Origin of the sequence: Butyrivibrio sp. FCS014, assembly GCF_000526935.1 — a bacterium.
In the GTDB taxonomy this organism is placed as follows: domain Bacteria; phylum Bacillota; class Clostridia; order Lachnospirales; family Lachnospiraceae; genus Butyrivibrio.
The window spans coordinates 67,110-86,149 of record NZ_JAHA01000003.1 but is presented as its reverse complement, the minus strand read 5'-3'; the positions used below and the strand labels follow the sequence as shown (position 1 = coordinate 86,149).

Here is a 19,040-nt window from a genome sequence, read left to right as displayed (position 1 = left end):
CACAATATAAAGTTTTATGATTTCTTAACTTTGCTGCGAAGCTTTATAACATGGTGTTTCAGTTCACTGATAAGAAGGTTCCTGTCCTCGTTCTGATCAAGGGTTTTGTTCTTATCGGGCATAAACTTTTCGATGCTCACAAGGATTCTCTTCTGGTTAAGAGACAGCCCGCCTGCGTGAAGCCTTGGAAGGTTCTCTCTGGCTTCCCTGACTTTCTCCTCCATGGCAAGCTTCCTTTCCTTGGCTTCCTTAACCCGCTCTTCCACTCTCTCGTAGTTGGCCTGAGCCTTCTCCACAAACTCCTGATGCATCATCTCAACATCCTTAAGAAGTGCGGAAAGGCTTGCCTCGGTAAGGGCAAAATCAGCTCCGAAAACAGCTGCCAGAATTATGGCAAATACCTCATAGACTGAAGGGTGTATCAGAGCATGAAGCCCCGACACAAAGGGCATAAGATATTTAACGATAAGGACACCCGCTATTCCAAAGCAAACGCTGACGGGAAGGCAGATCCTTCCCTGAATGTTCAAAGGCAGTTTACTGTAATCCCACCATCTGGCATGAAATCTCTTTTCAAGAACCCAGGAGGTTCCAAACTCTGCCACTGCACTTCCTATCATGCATATGATGAATATGGCCCATATGGGAAAAGAGGGATCGGAAAGTGCCGGGATCAGACTAAAGAGTATGGATACCGCAACTACGCAGGATCCGTAGATTGGGCATACCGGGCCGAAAAGGAACCCTCTGTCCGCCCATTTCTTTTCATTTATGGTGCAGTAAATGGACTCCCACACCCATCCTAAAAAACTGTAAAAAATAAATTCAACAAAATACTGAGCTATTATCATTTTATAAACTCCCTGCCTAAAAATTGCCCTGGTACAGCGTGTATGCTAACATTGATATATAGGAGAAAAATATATGGGATTAGGTAATAATTCAAAAGATCATCTGATTGGCGACGACGGTGTATATAAGACCTCCAAATCCACCCATATCACTGTATTTGTGGTATTCTGCAGAATTCTCACCGCAGTTATGATTGTCCTTGGACTTGTGGCTCTTGTAGTCGGAAACATGTAAGGGTGTGCCTATGTACGATGTAAAAAAGAGGATCTATGAAGTAATCGAAGTTTCCAATATAGGAGACAAATCAAGCCGTGCCTACGACGTCATGATAACCACTGCCGTCATTGTAGGTCTTATCCCCATGACTTTAAAGAGTGAAAACAATTACACCCGGATAATCGAGATCCTCACAGGTCTCATCTTTCTGGTTGATTACTGTATCCGCGTATATACTGCCGATTACAAGATGGGCTTTCGTGGAACAAGGGCTTATATCGCTTATGTGACAACGCCTCTTGCAATCTTTGACCTTCTGTCCATTCTCCCTGTAATAACCCTGTTTGTCCCTGCCATAGGGTTCCTGCGGTTTTTTAAACTCTTCCGTTTCTTCAGGGTATTCAAGCTGGTCCGCTATTCCAAGACCATGATCATCATCTCCAATGTTATCAGGAAGGTCAAATCCCAGCTTCTGGCGGTACTGATCCTTATCATTGTATATATCTTCGTCTCGGCAATGCTGGTGTTCCAGTTGGAGCCGGATCTTTTTACCACATTCTTTGATGCCCTTTACTGGGCCACCATATCAATCACCACCATAGGCTACGGCGACATCTCGCCTGTAACCCCCATCGGCCGTATGATCACCATGATATCGGCTCTGGTGGGAATGGCCGTCATTGCACTTCCTACAGGTATCATCACTGCAGCCTACATGAACGAGATCACAAGGAAAAAATCCAAGTACGAACTGTAAAAGTAATCGGCCGCATGCCATTGGCAATGCGGCCTTTATTTTTGCTTGTGATCACATTCTCTCGGGAGAATCAAATCCAAGAAGGTCTATTCCGGTCTCAAGGACCTTAAGTGTTATGTTAAGAAGTGAGATGTAGCTCTCCTTCTTATTGGGATCAGCCTCTGCAAGGATCTTGGTTCCGTGATAGAAGCTGTTAAAAGCATTACTGAGCTCGTAGATATATCCGCAGATCCTGTTGGGAGCAAGGTCCTTGGCTGCGCTCTCCACAGCATCGGCAAATCTTGTAAGAAGAAGCATAAGATTCTTCATTGCCTCGCTGTCGGGATTACCAAGCTTAGCTTCCTTGGCATTTCCGCCCTCTGCCTCATACTTCTTAAGGATGGATTTGATCCTTACGATGGTGTAGAGGATGTAGGGGCCTGTATCTCCCTCGAAGGAAGTGAACTTGTCTATATCAAAGATATAATCTTTGGAAGGCTGGTTTGAGAGGTCTCCGTACTTAAGAGCAGAAAGAGCTATCTTCTTTGCTGTACTCTTAGCCTCATCATCGGGCATATCAGGGTTACTCTCTTTTACCCTTGCATACATCTTGTCATTGATCTCCTGAACAAGATCCTCAAGGTGCATTACGCCGCCATCCCTTGTCTTAAAGGGCTTGCCGTCGGGACCGTTCATGGTTCCGTTTCCTACAAAACGAAGGTCTGTCTCGGGAAGAACAAGCTTACTCTTCTTGGAGGTTCTGAATACCTGCTCAAAGTGAAGTGACTGTCTCTTATCTGTGAAGTAGTAAATTCCGTCGGGACGATACTCCTTCATACGCTCCTGTATGGTTGCAAGGTCTGTTGTAGCGTAAAGAGCTGCTCCGTCTGATTTAAGGATGATGCAGGGAGGCATCTCCTTGGAATCGGACTCCTGTGCCACATCAACAACCAGGGCTCCCTGGCTCTCGTGGGCATATCCGTGCTGCTTAAGATACTCAACCATTCCGGGGATCACGTCATGAACATCGGACTCACCCTTCCAAAGATCAAAGTGAACATTGAGGCTGTCGTAGTTCTTTTTAAGATCCGGGATGGAAACGTTCATGATATGATGCCAGATGGCTCTGTAGGCCTTGTCGCCGTCCTGCATGCGCTTTGTGGCTTCAAGGGCTTCTGCCTTGAAGGCCTCTGCAGCCTTCTTCTCTTCCTCTGTGGCATCCTCAGAAACCTTGGTCTTGCCGCTGGCTACGGGATAGATCTCAGCCAGCTCCTGGATTGTGAAAGGTGCCTCCTTGGGGAAGGGTCCCTTAAACTCGGGATCAAAATAAGGAAGTTCAGGATGACGGCATTTAAGCTCTGTGATGATAAGTCCCATCTGAAGTCCCCAATCGCCCATATGAATATCGCCGATTACGTTATTTCCTGCATATTTAAGGATGCGCTTTACGGCTTCTCCGATTACGGCAGGACGAAGATGTCCTACGTGAAGAGGTTTTGCAACATTGGCTCCGCCGTAGTCAAGAATGATTGTGGGAGCATGTCCCGGCATTGTAACACCCATGTGCTTCTCGTGAAGCATCCTTACGATGTAGCCTCTTACGAAGTCACCGCTTAAAGTGATATTAAGGAATCCGGGTTTAACGGAATCCACCTTTTCAAACATGTCACTATCCTGAAGCTTCTGTGCAACCTCATCTGCAATGATGAAGGGTGCCTTGCCGTATTTCTTGGCTCCTGCCATGGCACCGTTGCACTGATATTCGCAAAGGTCCGGTCTGTTGGAGATTGTTGCCCTTCCAAGATCCCTCTCGTATCCGGCTTCTTCAAATGCATTTCCGACTTCTTTTGATATGAGTTCCAGTAATTTTTCCAAAGTTCTTCCTTCTTTCTATAGTTCTTTTAACCTATTTCATAGTACATATCTATAACAGTGATCCAGATGGCCAGTGCATCGGAGGAAAACATTCCGTACTGTCCTGCTGACTTGTACTCAGTCATACCGTAGTCCATTCCAATGGTTCCCTCGCTGATATTTACAAGCCAGGTGTCAGTGTCACCATCCTCTTTGATTATGTTGTAGTAATAAATGTCGGGATTTTCATCCTCATACATGCAGCTCTCTATTCTGATATTCTCCGAGCTGAACTCATTGGCAATGGTAAGACACAACATGAGATTATTCTCAAGCTGACTGTCGTCGTCAATAATAGAGCTGTCCACAATATTTACTGAGATGAGATCATATAGCAGGTTTCTGTCAATCTTTCTTCCATCCTCAAGGACCTCTGAATCTATGAAATCACACAGTCCATCAAGATCCTTGCCGGGACGAAGCTGCGTCGTTCCATCAACTTCCCCGTTGGGCTCAAAAACAGTGAAACCGTCGCTCTTTACCATGTTGGCGTATTCATATTCCTCGTACTCGTAATCCGAGGGCAGCATGTCGTTGTAGAACTCCTCAAGGTCTTCAATCCCTTCAATTCCTTCAAGAGCCTCAGCCGCATCCCCCAGGCCGTTTTCATTGAAGAAATCGTTGAGATCATCAATCCCCTCAATATCATCAGTGTCCGGAAGAAGATCCTCCGCAATTCTCTCTGATGCTGTGAAACTGCTTCCCGAATCACCAAACCTGGCTGTCAGCTTATTGAACATCCATCTGAATCCGAAAACGCTGATCACCGATACCAGCAAAAGAGCTGCTATAAGGATGAGCATCAGCGGCCATATCGACTTCTTTTGGGGAAGCGGCATTCCGGGTACGCCCTGCTGCGGTGCACCGGCCGGAGCCTTTGGCTGCATCTGCACAGGCTGCTGCACTCCGGGCATCACGGGCTGCTGCGGTCCTTGCACATTTGAAGGATTCGCACCTGACGGCATCTGAGGCTGCGGGTTAATGGGCGGGTTCAGCGCCACGCCGCAATTATTGCAAAACTTCTGATCCGGAGTGATCTGCGCTCCGCAATTGTTACAAAACATTCTTTATTCCTCTTCCTTAAACTTGTTCTAAGTAATGATTATATAATAAACGTTATTCTTTATAAAGTTCCATTTGCTGCCTGAGAATTCAGCCTTTCCGCCTTGGAAAAGGCGCATCCGCAGTAGTCCTGACGATAAAGGCTGTACATGTGGGACAGTTCAATGGACCTCTTGTAGCCGTTCTTTTTCTTGAAATCCGAAGGAAGAAACTCTATTCCAAATTCCTTAGCTGCCTCTTTTCCCACTTCATTGAGAACATCGGCATTCTTTAAGGGACTTATGGTAAGGGTTGTGGTCATAAGGTCAAAGCCCTTCTCCTTGGCGATTTTGGCGCTTTCCCGTAGTCTTAGTTCAAAGCACTTTCTGCAGCGTTCTCCGCCTTCGGGGCAGTCCTCAAGGCCCTTTGCGATATCAAGAAATTCCCTGGGATCGTAGTGACCCTCAATGATCTCTATCTTCCTTGCCTTCGGGGTGGAATTCATTCCGTCAAAAGCTCCTGATTCCACCTGCTTGTTGTACTCTTCTATAAGCCTCTTTTCTTCCTCGACACGCTTGTGATACTCGCTGCTCTCGGTGATGTTTGGGTTGTAAAAAAACACAGTGACATCAAAGTACTCTCTTAAATACTCAAGGCAGTAGGAAGAGCAGGGCGCGCAGCAGGCATGAAGAAGGAGCTTTGGAACAAGCCCCTCTTTGCCGAATTTCTCTATTCTGTTATCCAGCTCTTTTGCATAATTAACCTTGTTCATATTCCAAGTCCGTTTAAAATATCTTGGGTGATCTCCTCGGGGCTCTTGCCGTCGGTGTCTATCACCAGATCAGCTGCTGCATCGTAAAGATCGCTCCTTGCAGCCTGCAGCTCTTTTATCTTTGAAAGGGGATCCTCGCACTGAAGCAGTGGTCTTGTGGTATCTCCCTTTATTCTCTCGTATACAGTTTCGGGGCTGGCTTTAAGATAGATGACCTTGCCCGCCTCCTTTAAGAGACTGCGGTTCTCCTCACGAAGGGGAAGTCCGCCCCCGAGGGATATCACCATGTCTCTCCAGTGGTCCTTTACAATTGTCTCTAAAAGCTCTGTCTCCATTTTTCTGAAGGCCTCTTCGCCATCTTCCGCAAAGATATCGCTGATGCTGCGGCCTTCCGTGGTCTCGATCGCCTCGTCGGTGTCCATAAGGTCAAGGTCCAGCTTATCGGAAAGGAGCTGCGAAACCGTGGTCTTGCCACTTCCCATAAAGCCCTCGAGGATGATGTTTCTTGAACCTGTAACCTCCAGGATAAGGGATCTGTAGATCCGATCCGCCTGGTCTTTGGAGATCTTCACGTCGCGGTCCGCATTCCAGAATTCATAGGCATCGATTCCCTGATAAAGAAGCATCTTAAGCCCCGAAAAGGTCTTGGCACCGGCAGCTGCCGCAAGCTTAAGGAACTTGGTCTCAAGCGGCTTATACACCACATCCAGAGCCGCATGCACGTGCCTGTAGAACTCCTCGTCTTCGATGACCGCGCTGTTAACATCAGGGAAAAGACCTACCGAAGTACACTGGATCGCAAAGAAGTGCTCTTCCGTTTCAAGAATCTCCCTGTAACGGTTTATGTCCATGGCAACGACAGTGTCGCTATCAATCTCGTCAGCTATCTCTTCCGCCTTCTCAAGAGTACGGTTCAGGATATAGACTTTTCTTGCTCCCTTATTAACGCACAAATGAGCAGTTGGCCTTGCAACGCCACCTGCTCCCAGTATTACCACAGTCTCTCCCTCAAGCTCAATGCCCTCTTCCTGCATGGCTCTGTAGAGTCCTGTCATGTCTGTATTGTATCCCCTGAAGCCCCCGAGAGCTTCGTCGCGAACCAGAGTGTTCACGGCACCCACAGCCTCTGCCAGAGGATCTGTATATTTAAGATAAGGGATGACATCGCTCTTGTAGGGAACTGTCACATTAAGTCCCCTGATGCCAAGATCGTAGGCTCCCCTCACTGCGTTTTTTACCCCGTCAGGCGCAACCTCGAAGGGCACGTAAACCAGATTGATATCCGTCATATCAGCCAGGGTGTTGTGGATCATCGGGGACATGGTGTGTCTTACCGGATTTCCTATAAGTCCGCAGACAAGGGTATTGCCGTCAGTGTAATTTATCATAGGTCACCTCTTCCTATCACCCGTTCTTTTTCTTAAGGCGAAGTCTGACTATCACATCGGTTACTACCGCAAAGATCACAAGGCATATAGCCAGCACCTGGGATACGGGAAGTCCGGTGGTGTGCATGATAAGCTGGTCTGTTCTAAGTCCCTCGATCCAGGCTCTTCCAAGGCCATAACCTCCAAGGTACAGAAGGATGATCTCTCCGTCAAACTTCTTGTGCTTGGTATAAAGAAGGATCAGGATGAAGATCATGATGTTCCAAAGGCTCTCGTAAAGGAATGTTGGGCTTACCTGAATGTAGTTGGTGCCCTCAACCATGTTGGCCTTCATAAGCTCGGTGATCTCGCCGCTTCTTACAGCTTCCACGGGAAGTCTCATGGCAAAAAGCCCGTTGGTATACTCACCGAAAGCTTCTCTGTTGGTGAAGTTCCCCCATCTGCCCATAATCTGACCGAAGACCAGTCCCGGCATGATGGTGTCTCCAAAAAGGAAAAAGCTCTTTTTCTTAAGCTTCGTGTAAATGAAAAGCGTAAGGAAACCGGCCGCTACTCCGCCGTAAATGGCAAGACCTCCGTTCCTTATGTTCAGGATACTGATGGGATTGCTCTTGTAGTAGTCCCAGGCAAAAAACACGTAGTAGAGCCTGGCTCCTATGATTGAAAAGATAATGATGTAGATGGCTACATCCCAGTAATCATCGCTCTTCTGGCTTGTCCAGCCGGCAACTCTTGTTATGATCAAAAGAGCTGTCAAAAAGCCAAGGCCTATGATGACGCCGTATAAGGCCACGGTAAAGCCGAACACGGTAAAGTTTTTGGGTACGTTAGAAAGATAGACATTGATATTGGGAAATGCAATGTCCATAGCCCCCATTATATCAGGCATTTAAGTTCCTCCCCTATAGTTACTTACATCGCAGACTCGAAAACGCTTCGCGTTTTCTCGTTGAGGCGCTGCGCGCCTCATATCACTCAGAATACAAGTACCTGTTTTCATGCAAGCATGAACAGGCACTTGTATTCTGAGTGCTGCGATGTTTTGCAGTATCACACATTGAATCTGAACAGGATAACGTCGCCGTCCTGAACCACGTACTCTTTGCCCTCCATGCGAACAAGGCCTTTCTCTCTTGCTGCTGCAAGTGAGCCCTCGCGAAGAAGATCCTGATAGTTGATAACTTCCGCTTTGATGAAACCTCTCTCGAAGTCAGTGTGGATCTTACCTGCTGCCTGAGGTGCCTTGGTTCCGATCTTGATGGTCCAGGCTCTTGTCTCGTCCTCACCGGAGGTAAGGAAGCTCATAAGACCAAGAGTCTTGTAGCTTGCTGCGATGAGCTTATCAAGGCCTGACTCTGTAAGACCCATGCTCTCAAGGAATTCTGCCTTCTCATCGGCCTCAAGCTCTGAAATCTCAGCCTCGATCTGTGCGCTGATCACAAATACTTCGCTTCCTGTCTTGGCTGCCAGCTCTCTTACTGCTCCAACATAAGGGTTTGATGCGCCGTCATCGGCAAGGTCGTCGTCCTTAACGTTTGCTGCATAGATCACAGGCTTCCAGGTAAGAAGGTCCAGGCTGTTAACAAATGCTCTGTCATCCTCGTTATCGAGTTCCATCGCACTTGCCATCTTGTTATCTTCAAGGGTTGCCTTGATCTTCTCGAGAATCTCAAGCTCTTTTGCTGCACTCTTATCCATGCGGGCAAGCTTTGCAACCTTGGCAATTCTTCTCTCTAAAACCTCAAGGTCGGCAAAGATAAGCTCGAGGTTGATGGTCTCTATATCTCTTGCAGGATCTACGCTTCCGTCTACATGAATAACATTGGGATCCTCGAAGCATCTAACTACATGCACGATGGCATCTGTCTCTCTGATGTTTGCCAGGAACTGGTTTCCAAGTCCCTCACCCTTTGATGCACCCTTTACCAGTCCGGCGATATCAACGAACTCTATTGTTGCGGGTGTAACCTTCTTGGAATTATACAGATCTCCAAGCAGTTTAAGTCTTTTATCCGGAACTGCAACGATGCCCACGTTGGGATCGATGGTTGCGAAAGGATAGTTCGCAGCCAGTGCTCCTGCGTTTGTAAGTGAATTAAAAAGTGTACTCTTTCCGACGTTCGGAAGTCCGACGATGCCCAATTTCATGGTAATTTATCTCCTTTAAAACAATTATTTACATAAAAATAGCCCTAACACGGCGAATATATATTACCATGTCAGGACCATTTTGTAAAAAATATGTTGGGGAGTCAGGGGGGGAGTCAAAAGAACCCTCCCCTTGACTCTTTATTCTGTTTATTCCAATATTCGAATACTCAAAAGCTTCTTCAACAGTCATTGAAGATTTTGTGGCAAATTGGTAACCCAGGCGAATCCGACTTTTGCTGCCCTATGTAAAAAATCTGTGAAGGCTATGAAATTTCCTAAAGTCATATTGACTTAAATATGACTTTAGGATAATCTTAACTTAGCAGTGAACCCTACTGTGAGTGGGAGCTATTAAAGCGGTGAATCCTACCGTTAAGTGGAAGCGAATGAGGGCTGCACATGTTGCAGCCTTCTTATATTTTGGAGGAATATGAATCAAGAAAAGCTTTATCTTTACACCATGGATATGAAATATGTCCGTAATCTCCATTCTGCCGATGACAGAGTATAATCAGTTTCACCACAGATTCATAAAAGCAACCGACCATTTGTTGGTGTTGTAGTAATATGTGGTGAACATCAATACTGTATCCCTTTAGATCATCCCAAACCAAAGCACCTCACTATGAAAAACGATATTGATTTTACAAGGATTTTTCATGACGAAAAACTTATCGGCGTTATGAACTTCAATAATATGATTCCAGTCGATAGTACCTTAGTCAAGAAAATGAATATAAAAATCAACAAGAACGATTCCCCTGAAACAAAAGCCTATAAAAACCTTTGCGCCAACGAACTTGATTGGGTTCAAAAGAATCAAGATGCAATCATCAAAAAGGCTAATAAGCTATATCAAATGATAAATTCTGACAAAGCCAATAACAATATCCGCAAAAGATGTTTAGACTTTAAAAAACTTGAGGATGTTTTGGCAAAATGGCAGGCAAATAAAAAGAAATGAGTGTTTTGCAGAGTAAGTTTTTACTCTGCCATATTTGTCATATCTCAACAACATCATATAATTTCTCGTCTTTAAGAGACATCATTCCCTTGTTTCTTTCAGCTGAAACCACTTCTATGGCAAGTTTATCCTTCTTCATGTCATAGTTACTAATAGCATCCAGGTTAAAATCAGGCTTGTTGCTAAGAATAATAAAGGCAGACAGAACTACTATAATCTGTCACTTTCGTCAATAATTGCCGAATTACAGTATTATCCACTATACCATTTCTTCATGATCCAATCTCTGTCAAGCTATCCAAACAGTCTGCCTGCTGTCTCTTCCAATTCTCTCCTGTCCTGCGTATCATCATATCCGCTTTCCCTGTCATCAATCCCCTTTACCGGATCGATTGAAAACATGCCATCACGGTTGCAATAAAAGAAGATTCTTTTGACCCCTCTGATCTTAAACCTTGCTTCAGCGCTCCCTTCCGGATAGAGTTTCACCATCTGAATATCATTGAACGAAGCCGCCGCCACAAAGGAAATGTAATGCTCCTTCGTCATGCTGTGATCGATACGCACATAATATTCATCCTCAACACGTTCGATAAAGATCATGTGCCGTTCATCTGTCTGTTCAGCCTCTAAAGGCATAAGCTGAATGCCGTGACAATGAATAGCTGCTTCACCCATACTGTGTATCACATTTCCGCAGACCGGGCAGACATAAAACTTCGACCGCAGCATATTTGCAGATACATTTGCATTGTGGATGGTGTTCCCTGATATCAACTCCGTAACTGAAATTCTGAACGACTCTGCTATAGGTTCCAGAAGAGTAATGTCCGGAAGCCCCTTGCCAGTTTCCCATTTTGACACGCATTTATCACTCACTCCCAGCTTTTTGGCTAACTGAAGCTGTGTCATCTTATTCTTTTCCCGCAGATCCTTAATAACTGTGCCTGTAACATATTGGTTCATATTCGTTCTCACCTCCATGCACAGATTGTAAATCAGTTTTTCTGATAACGGTACCTACGAAGAGTAGAGTCGGCAGATTATCTTCAAATAGAACACGCTAACACATCAGCCCGACAAACGGGAATTTATAACTTAAACTCAAATATACATTTTTCAGTTTCGCCTTTTAATATACGCATGTCATTATCTTCAGGAAGCATTTCACCTTCAATATTTTGAAGCGTCAATCCGCAGTCACCAATCTAAACCTTTTTCTTTATTATCTTCTCATTGTTTTTTGCGAGATCACTCAGTTTGTAGGATCGGATTCGCTGATTTACCATCAAAGGCTCCACAAAACCATGTTTGGCTAGAACAGATAATCTGTTAATCACTGTTTTATTGGTCACACCTATTTCACGACTTACTTCAATCGGAGTAAATTCACCTTTGTACTTTTTGATCAGGAATAATAATAGCTCTTTTTCCTTACCTTTTAGATATGATAAGCTGCCACTTATCTCATCTTCACTGGAACTCTCCGATAGCTCACAGACTTTGCCTGAATAAAGCAGTACCATACGCAGGAAATAATTGACCCAAATCTCCGGATGCGGCGGATTATCCCTTCCGGAATAGTAAAGGGCTGGTAGTCCCATCTGTATTGATTCGTAGTACTCATTGATGTCATAAGCAAAATATTCTTCCAATGAACCAATGCCATTGAAGCCGTATCCATTTATATCCAGAATGTAACCTGATAAAAGACGTGCTGTTCTACCATTTCCATCCTCGAAAGGATGTATCGTTACCAATTGATAATGTACTACAGCAGCAACAATAAGCGGATGATCATCAGTAGTATTAACATAATCAACCAGCTCGTCCAATAAACTTGGAATATCACAATACTCCGGAGGAATATAGTCAGGATTTCCACTCTGAGAATCATATACAGCAAAAAGAATTCCCGGCGGCATAGGCCCTCTTAGTCCAATCTTTTCTTTTGGAGCACCCTTTTCAACATATTTCTGAACATCTAATATCAGTTTTTTAGAGAATGGCTCCTTCTTCTTAACCTTCTCCTCCAGATAATTTAGCGCAAGAAAATAATTACGCACTTCCTGTTCCGGCTTAAGGAAATGCTTTCTTTCATCATTTTCTATAACTTCATCAACCTGTTTTTCAGAAAGGGGATTTCCTTCTATTTTATTAGAAGCATAGGAACTCTTTTTCTTTGAATTCTTGCGCAGTTTGCTTGCAACAGATCTTGGAAGTTTAACTGTAGACACTTTGTATCTGTTCTTTTCAATTTCTGTTATGTATTTCAGAATTTCATTTGTAAGATTTACTTTTATCATCTTGATGTCACCTCGATAACATTATAACAAAACGAGGCAAAAAATTACATTAAAATTACACTATTTTTTCACTATTTTTCCATTGTGGATAGTCGATAAAACTGAAAGTTATTATTTCAAAGACATCACATAAAAAAAGCCATCTTGAAGCATTTTGCTCTCGTACATTATCCGCGATATAATTAAATTAACCATTTATCGAAACTTCAAACACAAACCCACTTTAACACAAACCTACTTTATGAAAAGAGGGAAATTCATGACTTCTAAAAACCAGGTACTTGAAAGACTGTTCTTTAAACTTCTTCCCGTCCAGATCATGATCTTTGGAATGAACTCCATTAATTCCATCGTGGACGGCGTCATCGCAGGGCGCTACATCGACGGAAAGACCGTTGGCGTCATCGGTCTGTTTTTTGCCGTGATAGGTATCGTGTCTGCCATAAGCTCTGTCATACTTGGAGGCGGAACGGTCCTTAGCGGCAACTACATCGGTGCCGGAGACCTTGAAAAGACGCGAGGAGTCTTTTCCCTGTGTATCAGCCTTTCCTTCATTATAGGAGTAGTAATCTCTCTTGTATGCTTCTGCTTTCCGAGACAGATTGCCGTATTCTGCGGTGCAGATGAGTCTCTGATGATGAGCGTTATGCAGTATTCAAGAGGATACGCCCTGGGAATTCTTCCCATGTTCCTTTCCCAGCAGCTGGCATCCTACCTTCAGCTTGAAACCCAGAGCAAAAGAAATTATATGGGCGTTGCAGCCATGATCTTTTTTAACATCACCCTGGATATCCTCTTTGTTACGGTACTTGGCCTTGGTGTCCTTGGTCTGGCCTATGCAACCAGCGCCTGCAACTGGATCTATTTTCTGGTGCTTGCGCCCTACTATATCTCCGGTAAATCCCAGATGAAATTCAGTTTTACAAATATCCTCTGGGAAAAGATATTTGAACTTATCAGGATAGGAAGTCCCGGAGCCCTGCTTCAGTTCTGCCTTGCCATGAGAGATCTTACCCTGAACAGAGTTATTCTTCGCTACGGCGGAGAAGCCGGACTTTCCTCAAGGGCTTCAATGGGAATGATCGCCAGCTTCTTTGTAGCTCTGGGAGTCGGCGGCGGAACAGTCATCAGGATGCTTGCCAGCGTATATGTGGGCGAGGAGGACAAGGACTCCATCAAGCATCTGATAAAACTGGCTCTGACCAAATTGATGGCAATGACCTGTGTTCTCATGGTAATCATGATCCTGTTTGCCGGGCCCATGGCTGCCATATTCTTCCCGGATAAAGCTTCAGAGGTCTACATTCTTACCAGGCAGCAGTTTATGATCTACTCGCTTGCTCTGCCGGGAGTTCTTCTGGTTCAGATACAGACCAATTATCTGCAGGCCACCAGAAACACTCTGGCGGTTCACGCCTCATCAATAGTGGACGGATACCTAAGCGTTGTTGTTCCCTCACTTATTCTGGCACCTGTAATGGGCGCCCTTGGTGTATGGTGGGCCACTCCTATCGGTATCGTAATAACCACGATGGTATACCCCATCTACGCACTAATCTACTGGAAACGTCTTCCGAAGGGCGTGGACGAATGGCTCCTGTTCAGAAGCGACTTCGGAGTAAAAGATGAAGACAGACTGTGCATCACTGTTAACAGCATGGATGATGTTATCGGCTCCTCCGAAAGGATACAGAAATTTGTTTCTGATAAGGGATATGCAAAAAGAACTGCCTATTTCTCCGCTCTTGCCATGGAGGAAATGTCGGGTAATATCGTGAACCACGGTTTTAATGCCGACAGCCGAAAGCATGACATGGACGTAAGGGTCGTTTCCCTGAATGATGGGATAATGCTCAGGATCAAGGATGACTGCAAAGCCTTTAATCCCGTTGATATGGAGAAGCTCCTTAAACCCGAGGACCCTTCCAAAAACATCGGAATCCGCATGATTTCCAAGATTGCGGACGAATTCTCATATCAGAATATGCTTGGCCTTAACGTGCTTACCATAAAGATTAAGTAAGTTGTCTTACTATCGTCCCGGGGGCTTTTCCCCGGGGCTTTTTTTGCTATAATAATAGGCAAGTTTATCGAATTTTAATAAGGAGCAGAACATAATGGATAACATGTACGATAACATCATCGAACTCAAGCACATTAACCGGACGTTTGAAGATGGTTTCAAGGCTGTTGAGGATTTTAATCTTGAGGTAAAGCGCGGTGAGTTCGTGACTTTCCTTGGTCCTTCAGGCTGCGGCAAGACCACGACTCTTAGGATGATCGCCGGTTTTGATATGCCCACTTCCGGAGACATCCTTCTTAACGGCAAGGACATCTCTAAACTCCCGCCCTACGAAAGGCCTATCAACACGGTTTTTCAGCGCTATGCTCTGTTCCCTCATATGAATATATTTGACAATATCGCTTTTGGCCTGAAGCTCAAGAAGCTCCCTGCTGACGAGATCAGGAAGAAAGTCAAAAAGGTCCTTGAGCTGGTGGATCTTGAGGGCTTTGAAAGGCGAAGCGTATCTACCCTCTCCGGCGGTCAGCAGCAGCGTGTGGGTATCGCCAGAGCTCTTGTAAATGAACCTGAGATCCTGCTTCTTGATGAGCCCCTGGGCGCCCTGGATCTTAAGATGAGAAAAGAGATGCAGATAGAGCTTAAGGCTATGCATGACGAGCTTGGCATCACTTTCATCTATGTCACTCATGATCAGGAGGAAGCTCTTACCATGTCTGACAAGATCGTTGTCATGGCAGAGGGCAAGATCCAGCAGATCGGAACCCCCGAAGATATCTATAACGAACCTAAAAACGCCTTTGTTGCGGACTTTATCGGTGAGAGTAACATCTTTAACGGAATCATGACCGGCAGCATGCAGGCAAGATTTGCCGGCGGTCTTTTCAAATGCGTGGATGATGTTCCCGAAGGAACGCAGATCACTGCTGTTGTACGTCCCGAGGACATCGAGCTTGTAGCTCCCGGTGAGGGCCAGATCCGCGGCAGGGTTACTTCCGTTATCTTTAAGGGCATCCACTATGAAATCACGGTTCAGTCCGGCCGCTATGAGGTTGTCATCCAGAACACCAAGTCTGCCGAAGTGGGCAGCGACGTAGGCATAAAGGTTGAGCCCGACGGAATCCACATCATGATCGCCGAGAACCACACCAATGTCTTCCACGTGGATATGAACAGAAACCACCGCCTTGAGTTCAATAACAAGGAGCTTGATGTAAGCCTCACACAGCTCATTAAGGGAAGCCGTCGAAATGAAAACCATGAGCTTCTGGACGAGCATGGCGAGGTCATCGATCCAGACAAGATCCATATCATAGCTGCCATTGAACCCGGAGACATTCAGATGACGGATAATGCTGAAGACGAGAAGGTCCTTGTACAGGGCATTATCAGCAACCTCATCTACAAAGGCGACCATTACAGCTATGTCATCAATACCGATTTCGGACAGGACTTCATCGTAAATGATGAGTACCTCTGGAATATGGACGATAAAGTCGGTCTGATCCTGCCCCTTGATAAAATGCATTTCACGGTAAAGAAATAAGGAGGAACCCATGAGATTTTCCAGAAAGACCTTAGGTATCCCATATGCCGTGTTCCTGCTTATCTTTGTGGTAGCGCCTCTCCTGGTGTTGTTCTTCTATGCCTTCACCAACGGACAGGGACAGTTCACGCTTCGGAACCTCACAGACTTTTTTACTGATCCGAATACTCTTGGCACGCTGGTTTACAGCTTTGCCCTGGCACTTACCACCACGGCTCTGTGCCTTCTTCTTGCCTACCCTACGGCTTATATTCTTACCACAGGAAGGCTTAAAAAGAATACTGTAATAATCATGATCTTCATTATGCCTATGTGGATCAACTTTTCCCTGCGCATAACTGCGCTTAAGGAGATACTTGGACTTATTGAAGGCAACCTTGCCTTCTACCCCTTTATCAACTCCGTTATCGGAATGACCTATGACTTTTTGCCCTTCATGATACTGCCCATCTATAACACTCTTGCAAAGATGGACGGCTCTCTTATTGAAGCAGCCAAGGACCTTGGTGCCAATGACAGGAATGCGTTCCTTCGGGTAACACTGCCCCTTTCCCTTCCGGGGATCATAAGCGGTGTTTCCATGGTTCTTCTTCCTGCCATGACCAACTACGTGGTCCTTGATATGCTCTATAACAGCACCTATATCATGGGAAGTCTTATAGGAAGCTACTTCTCCGCCTACAACTGGAACGGCGGTTCTATGATCGCACTGATCCTGCTTGGCATCATCTGCCTGTTCAATCTTGTGAACGACGATGATAAAGGCGAGACTACACGGACAGGAGGTGCGCTGTTATGACCAGAAAGATAACCCGCATCGCGATACCGACTCTTGTTCTTTTGTTTTTGTATGTACCGATCCTGGTTCTGGCACTGTACAGCTTTACGGACTCAACCCAGATCGGAGCCATACGCTCTTTTACCCTTGATAATTATGTGACGCTGTTCACTACCCCGGAGCTTCAGAACATGATCCTGGGCACTGTTCTGCTGGCGCTTTCGTCGGCACTTATTGCCACAGTTCTGGGAACTTTAGGAGCTATAGGCGCCTTTTATTCCAACAAGCGCGCCGCTTCTGCAATAGACACGGTAAACCAGATCCCGGTCATCAATGCTGATGTTGTTACCGGTTTCTCACTGTGCATCCTGCTTGTTGTGGTTCTTGGCATCAGCAAGGAGAGCTATATTCCTCTTCTCTTCGGCCACGTAACCTTAAGCGCTCCTTTTGTTTACCTGTCGGTCATTCCCAAGCTCAAGCAGATGGATTCAAGTCTGTATGAGGCCGCACTTGACCTTGGTGCAAAGCCCTTCCAGGCCCTTAGAAAAGTAGTTATCCCCCAGATCCTTTCAGGTATGATCTCCGGATTTTCGCTGGCCATCACCCTGTCCCTGGATGACTACTTTATTGCCACCTACACCAAGCCTGCTACCTTCGACACCATCAGCACCTACGTGGTTAATGCCACAAAGGGATCCCAAACCAGCATCAAGACAGCACTTTGGGCACTGTCCACACTGATCTTCCTGATAGTTATCCTGATCGTTGTGGTCAGAAATATGAAGATCGAGAGAAGAAATATGAAAGAGGAGAGACTGTGATGAAAGGCAAAATTATTCCTGCTCTCATTTTAACAACAAGCCTTCTGGCGGCTGACTGTCGTCCTGTATATGCTGCACCGGAGGCTGAAAAGCCCGTAACACTGCGCATCTGCAACTGGGAGGAATATATAGACCAGGGTGACTGGGGAGAAGATGAAGTCATTGACCTTGAAAGCGGAGATATATTCGGTGAGAACTCCATGGTCAGTGATTTTGAGGACTGGTACTATGAGACCTACGGGAAAAGAGTCATCGTAGAATATTCCACCTTCGGAACAAACGAAGATCTCTACAATATGCTTACCATAGGCGATGTATATGACCTTGTATGTCCCTCAGAGTATATGATCATGAAGCTTATGGCTGATGACATGGTTCAGCCTCTCTCTCAGGAGTTTTTTGACCCCAGTATAGAAACCAACTACTACATCAAAGGTGTATCCCCCTACATCAGGAACATCTTTGAGACCCACGATATAGGCGGTGTCACCTGGGACAAATGCGCTGCCGGATACATGTGGGGAATAACGGGATTCGTTTATAATCCCGAAGTTGTCAGCAAGGAAGAGGCTTCCACCTGGAGACTTCTTGAAAATCCTGCATACCGCCGTCAGGTTACCATCAAGGATAATGTAAGAGACGCATACTTTGCCGCTGTGGGGGCACTTAAGTCGGATCTTCTGACCTCGGCAGAATTTACAGGCCGTGATGACTATGCCATGGCGCTGCAGGAAGAAATGAATGACGTCTCGCCGGAAACCATAGACAACGCACAGCACTATCTCCAGGGAATCAAGGACAACCTGTACTCCTTTGAGACCGATTCCGGAAAGGCCGATATGATAACCGGCAAGGTTGTTGCAAACTACCAGTGGTCCGGAGATGCGGTATACGCCATGGATCAGGCTGAAGAGGACGACTATTATCTTAACTTTGCCGCTCCCAAAGAAAGCACCAATATCTACTTTGACGGCTGGGTAATGCTGAAAAAAGGCATTGCTCAGGACCCTGCCAAGCAGCAGGCTGCCGAGGCATTCATCAATTTCATCTCCCGCCCCGACAATGCCATCAGGGATATGTACTATATCGGATATACCTCTGTTATCTCAGGAGGAGACGACGGACGGGTATTTGAATATCTTGAGTGGAACTACGGAGCCGAAGACGAGGATGAAGCAACGGATTATCCCGTTGGATATTTCTTTTCCGGAGATCCTGAGGATGAGGACTATGTACTGACTGTACCCACAGAGCAGCTCGATCGCCAGCTGGGAGCTCAGTACCCTTCCGCTGACGTGATACGCCGCGCTTCCATCATGATCTATTTTGACAAGGCACAGAGTGAAGTGATCAATCGTATGTGGATAAGAGTGAGGTGCTTCAATATCCTCTCCGTTCCCGTCTGGGTTTGGATATTGGCCCTTATGATCATTGCAGCCTGTGTTGCAATCTATTTCAGAAAAAAAGCCGCAAAAGAAAGGCTGTACAGCTAGCAACTGTACAGCCTTTTGGCATCCTTATATTCTGATTACCTC

Annotated in this window: 18 protein-coding genes; 8 read left to right on the top strand and 10 right to left on the bottom strand. The window is 45.6% G+C overall.

What is annotated here, in order from left to right; all coding sequences use genetic code 11:
- Window positions 1–14: 14 nt before the first annotated feature.
- Window positions 15–851, bottom strand: coding sequence for a putative ABC transporter permease (locus T456_RS20895; RefSeq protein WP_024864439.1), 837 nt, complete (start codon window positions 849–851; stop codon window positions 15–17).
- A 73-nt stretch (window positions 852–924) separates the two neighbouring features.
- Here T456_RS20895 and T456_RS22240 point away from each other — a divergent pair, with 73 nt between their 5' ends.
- Together T456_RS22240 and T456_RS0100725 are read left to right on the top strand one after the other, a co-directional pair.
- Window positions 925–1,086 (top strand): hypothetical protein, encoded by a 162-nt coding sequence (locus T456_RS22240; RefSeq protein ID WP_155837993.1) that lies wholly within the window; start codon window positions 925–927, stop codon window positions 1,084–1,086.
- Between the two features lie 10 nt (window positions 1,087–1,096).
- Complete coding sequence (locus T456_RS0100725; protein WP_024864438.1) at window positions 1,097–1,825, top strand: potassium channel family protein; 729 nt, start codon at window positions 1,097–1,099, stop codon at window positions 1,823–1,825.
- A gap of 51 nt (window positions 1,826–1,876) precedes the next feature.
- Here the strand turns inward: T456_RS0100725 and argS are convergent, their stop codons facing one another.
- The 7 genes from argS to T456_RS24260 form a co-directional block, all read right to left on the bottom strand.
- A complete protein-coding gene (gene argS / locus T456_RS0100720) occupies window positions 1,877–3,679 on the bottom strand; it encodes an arginine--tRNA ligase (protein WP_024864437.1) in 1,803 nt (600 codons plus the stop codon).
- 26 nt (window positions 3,680–3,705) lie between these two features.
- The gene (locus T456_RS0100715; protein WP_024864436.1) at window positions 3,706–4,782 is read right to left on the bottom strand and encodes a zinc ribbon domain-containing protein; all 1,077 of its coding nucleotides are present in this window, start codon (window positions 4,780–4,782) and stop codon (window positions 3,706–3,708) included.
- 59 nt (window positions 4,783–4,841) lie between these two features.
- On the bottom strand, window positions 4,842–5,531 hold the full coding sequence (locus tag T456_RS0100710) for an epoxyqueuosine reductase QueH (protein WP_024864435.1): 690 nt from the start codon (window positions 5,529–5,531) through the stop codon (window positions 4,842–4,844).
- Window positions 5,528–6,919, bottom strand: coding sequence for a shikimate dehydrogenase (aroE, locus tag T456_RS22235; protein WP_024864434.1), 1,392 nt, complete (start codon window positions 6,917–6,919; stop codon window positions 5,528–5,530). The genes T456_RS0100710 and aroE overlap by 4 nt, the downstream gene beginning before the upstream one ends.
- A 16-nt stretch (window positions 6,920–6,935) precedes the next feature.
- Window positions 6,936–7,808 (bottom strand): prolipoprotein diacylglyceryl transferase, encoded by an 873-nt coding sequence (gene lgt / locus T456_RS0100700; RefSeq protein WP_081748945.1) that lies wholly within the window; start codon window positions 7,806–7,808, stop codon window positions 6,936–6,938.
- A gap of 161 nt (window positions 7,809–7,969) precedes the next feature.
- The gene (gene ychF, locus T456_RS0100695) at window positions 7,970–9,067 is read right to left on the bottom strand and encodes a redox-regulated ATPase YchF (protein WP_024864432.1); all 1,098 of its coding nucleotides are present in this window, start codon (window positions 9,065–9,067) and stop codon (window positions 7,970–7,972) included.
- 28 nt (window positions 9,068–9,095) lie between these two features.
- Window positions 9,096–9,290: an excisionase gene (locus tag T456_RS24260; RefSeq protein WP_442855970.1), complete on the bottom strand. Its 195-nt coding sequence runs from the start codon at window positions 9,288–9,290 to the stop codon at window positions 9,096–9,098.
- Between the two features lie 306 nt (window positions 9,291–9,596).
- Here T456_RS24260 and T456_RS18850 point away from each other — a divergent pair, with 306 nt between their 5' ends.
- Complete coding sequence (locus tag T456_RS18850; protein WP_278246910.1) at window positions 9,597–10,034, top strand: type III toxin-antitoxin system ToxN/AbiQ family toxin; 438 nt, start codon at window positions 9,597–9,599, stop codon at window positions 10,032–10,034.
- A 294-nt stretch (window positions 10,035–10,328) separates the two neighbouring features.
- On the opposite strand, the gene T456_RS0100680 is transcribed toward T456_RS18850, so the two are convergent.
- Window positions 10,329–11,000, bottom strand: coding sequence for a helix-turn-helix domain-containing protein (locus tag T456_RS0100680; RefSeq protein ID WP_024864431.1), 672 nt, complete (start codon window positions 10,998–11,000; stop codon window positions 10,329–10,331).
- Between the two features lie 242 nt (window positions 11,001–11,242).
- Window positions 11,243–12,340 (bottom strand): Fic family protein, encoded by a 1,098-nt coding sequence (locus tag T456_RS0100675; protein WP_024864430.1) that lies wholly within the window; start codon window positions 12,338–12,340, stop codon window positions 11,243–11,245.
- Between the two features lie 259 nt (window positions 12,341–12,599).
- Here T456_RS0100675 and T456_RS0100670 point away from each other — a divergent pair, with 259 nt between their 5' ends.
- The 5 genes from T456_RS0100670 (at window position 12,600) to T456_RS0100650 (ending at window position 18,998) form a co-directional block, all read left to right on the top strand.
- On the top strand, window positions 12,600–14,363 hold the full coding sequence (locus T456_RS0100670; protein WP_024864429.1) for an MATE family efflux transporter: 1,764 nt from the start codon (window positions 12,600–12,602) through the stop codon (window positions 14,361–14,363).
- A 94-nt stretch (window positions 14,364–14,457) separates the two neighbouring features.
- Window positions 14,458–15,906, top strand: a complete 1,449-nt coding sequence (locus tag T456_RS0100665) for an ABC transporter ATP-binding protein (RefSeq protein WP_024864428.1) — start codon at window positions 14,458–14,460, stop codon at window positions 15,904–15,906.
- Between the two features lie 10 nt (window positions 15,907–15,916).
- Window positions 15,917–16,705: an ABC transporter permease gene (locus T456_RS0100660; protein ID WP_024864427.1), complete on the top strand. Its 789-nt coding sequence runs from the start codon at window positions 15,917–15,919 to the stop codon at window positions 16,703–16,705.
- Entirely contained in the window at window positions 16,702–17,505 is an 804-nt protein-coding gene (locus T456_RS0100655; RefSeq protein WP_024864426.1) for an ABC transporter permease, read from the top strand. The genes T456_RS0100660 and T456_RS0100655 overlap by 4 nt, the downstream gene beginning before the upstream one ends.
- Window positions 17,505–18,998 (top strand): extracellular solute-binding protein, encoded by a 1,494-nt coding sequence (locus T456_RS0100650; RefSeq protein WP_024864425.1) that lies wholly within the window; start codon window positions 17,505–17,507, stop codon window positions 18,996–18,998. Before T456_RS0100655 ends, T456_RS0100650 begins: the two co-directional genes overlap by 1 nt.
- Window positions 18,999–19,040: the final 42 nt, after the last annotated feature.

What these genes read in the sequence shown, in the direction of transcription:
- T456_RS20895 (WP_024864439.1), bottom strand. Translation starts at nt 851, where the DNA reads ATGATAATAGCTCAGTATTTTGTTGAATTTATTTTTTACAGTTTTTTA.
- T456_RS22240 (WP_155837993.1), top strand. Translation starts at nt 925, where the DNA reads ATGGGATTAGGTAATAATTCAAAAGATCATCTGATTGGCGACGACGGT.
- T456_RS0100725 (WP_024864438.1), top strand. Translation starts at nt 1,097, where the DNA reads ATGTACGATGTAAAAAAGAGGATCTATGAAGTAATCGAAGTTTCCAAT.
- T456_RS0100715 (WP_024864436.1), bottom strand. Translation starts at nt 4,782, where the DNA reads ATGTTTTGTAACAATTGCGGAGCGCAGATCACTCCGGATCAGAAGTTT.
- T456_RS0100710 (WP_024864435.1), bottom strand. Translation starts at nt 5,531, where the DNA reads ATGAACAAGGTTAATTATGCAAAAGAGCTGGATAACAGAATAGAGAAA.
- aroE (WP_024864434.1), bottom strand. Translation starts at nt 6,919, where the DNA reads ATGATAAATTACACTGACGGCAATACCCTTGTCTGCGGACTTATAGGA.
- lgt (WP_081748945.1), bottom strand. Translation starts at nt 7,808, where the DNA reads ATGCCTGATATAATGGGGGCTATGGACATTGCATTTCCCAATATCAAT.
- ychF (WP_024864432.1), bottom strand. Translation starts at nt 9,067, where the DNA reads ATGAAATTGGGCATCGTCGGACTTCCGAACGTCGGAAAGAGTACACTT.
- T456_RS0100680 (WP_024864431.1), bottom strand. Translation starts at nt 11,000, where the DNA reads ATGAACCAATATGTTACAGGCACAGTTATTAAGGATCTGCGGGAAAAG.
- T456_RS0100675 (WP_024864430.1), bottom strand. Translation starts at nt 12,340, where the DNA reads ATGATAAAAGTAAATCTTACAAATGAAATTCTGAAATACATAACAGAA.
- T456_RS0100670 (WP_024864429.1), top strand. Translation starts at nt 12,600, where the DNA reads ATGACTTCTAAAAACCAGGTACTTGAAAGACTGTTCTTTAAACTTCTT.
- T456_RS0100665 (WP_024864428.1), top strand. Translation starts at nt 14,458, where the DNA reads ATGGATAACATGTACGATAACATCATCGAACTCAAGCACATTAACCGG.
- T456_RS0100660 (WP_024864427.1), top strand. Translation starts at nt 15,917, where the DNA reads ATGAGATTTTCCAGAAAGACCTTAGGTATCCCATATGCCGTGTTCCTG.
- T456_RS0100655 (WP_024864426.1), top strand. Translation starts at nt 16,702, where the DNA reads ATGACCAGAAAGATAACCCGCATCGCGATACCGACTCTTGTTCTTTTG.
- T456_RS0100650 (WP_024864425.1), top strand. Translation starts at nt 17,505, where the DNA reads ATGAAAGGCAAAATTATTCCTGCTCTCATTTTAACAACAAGCCTTCTG.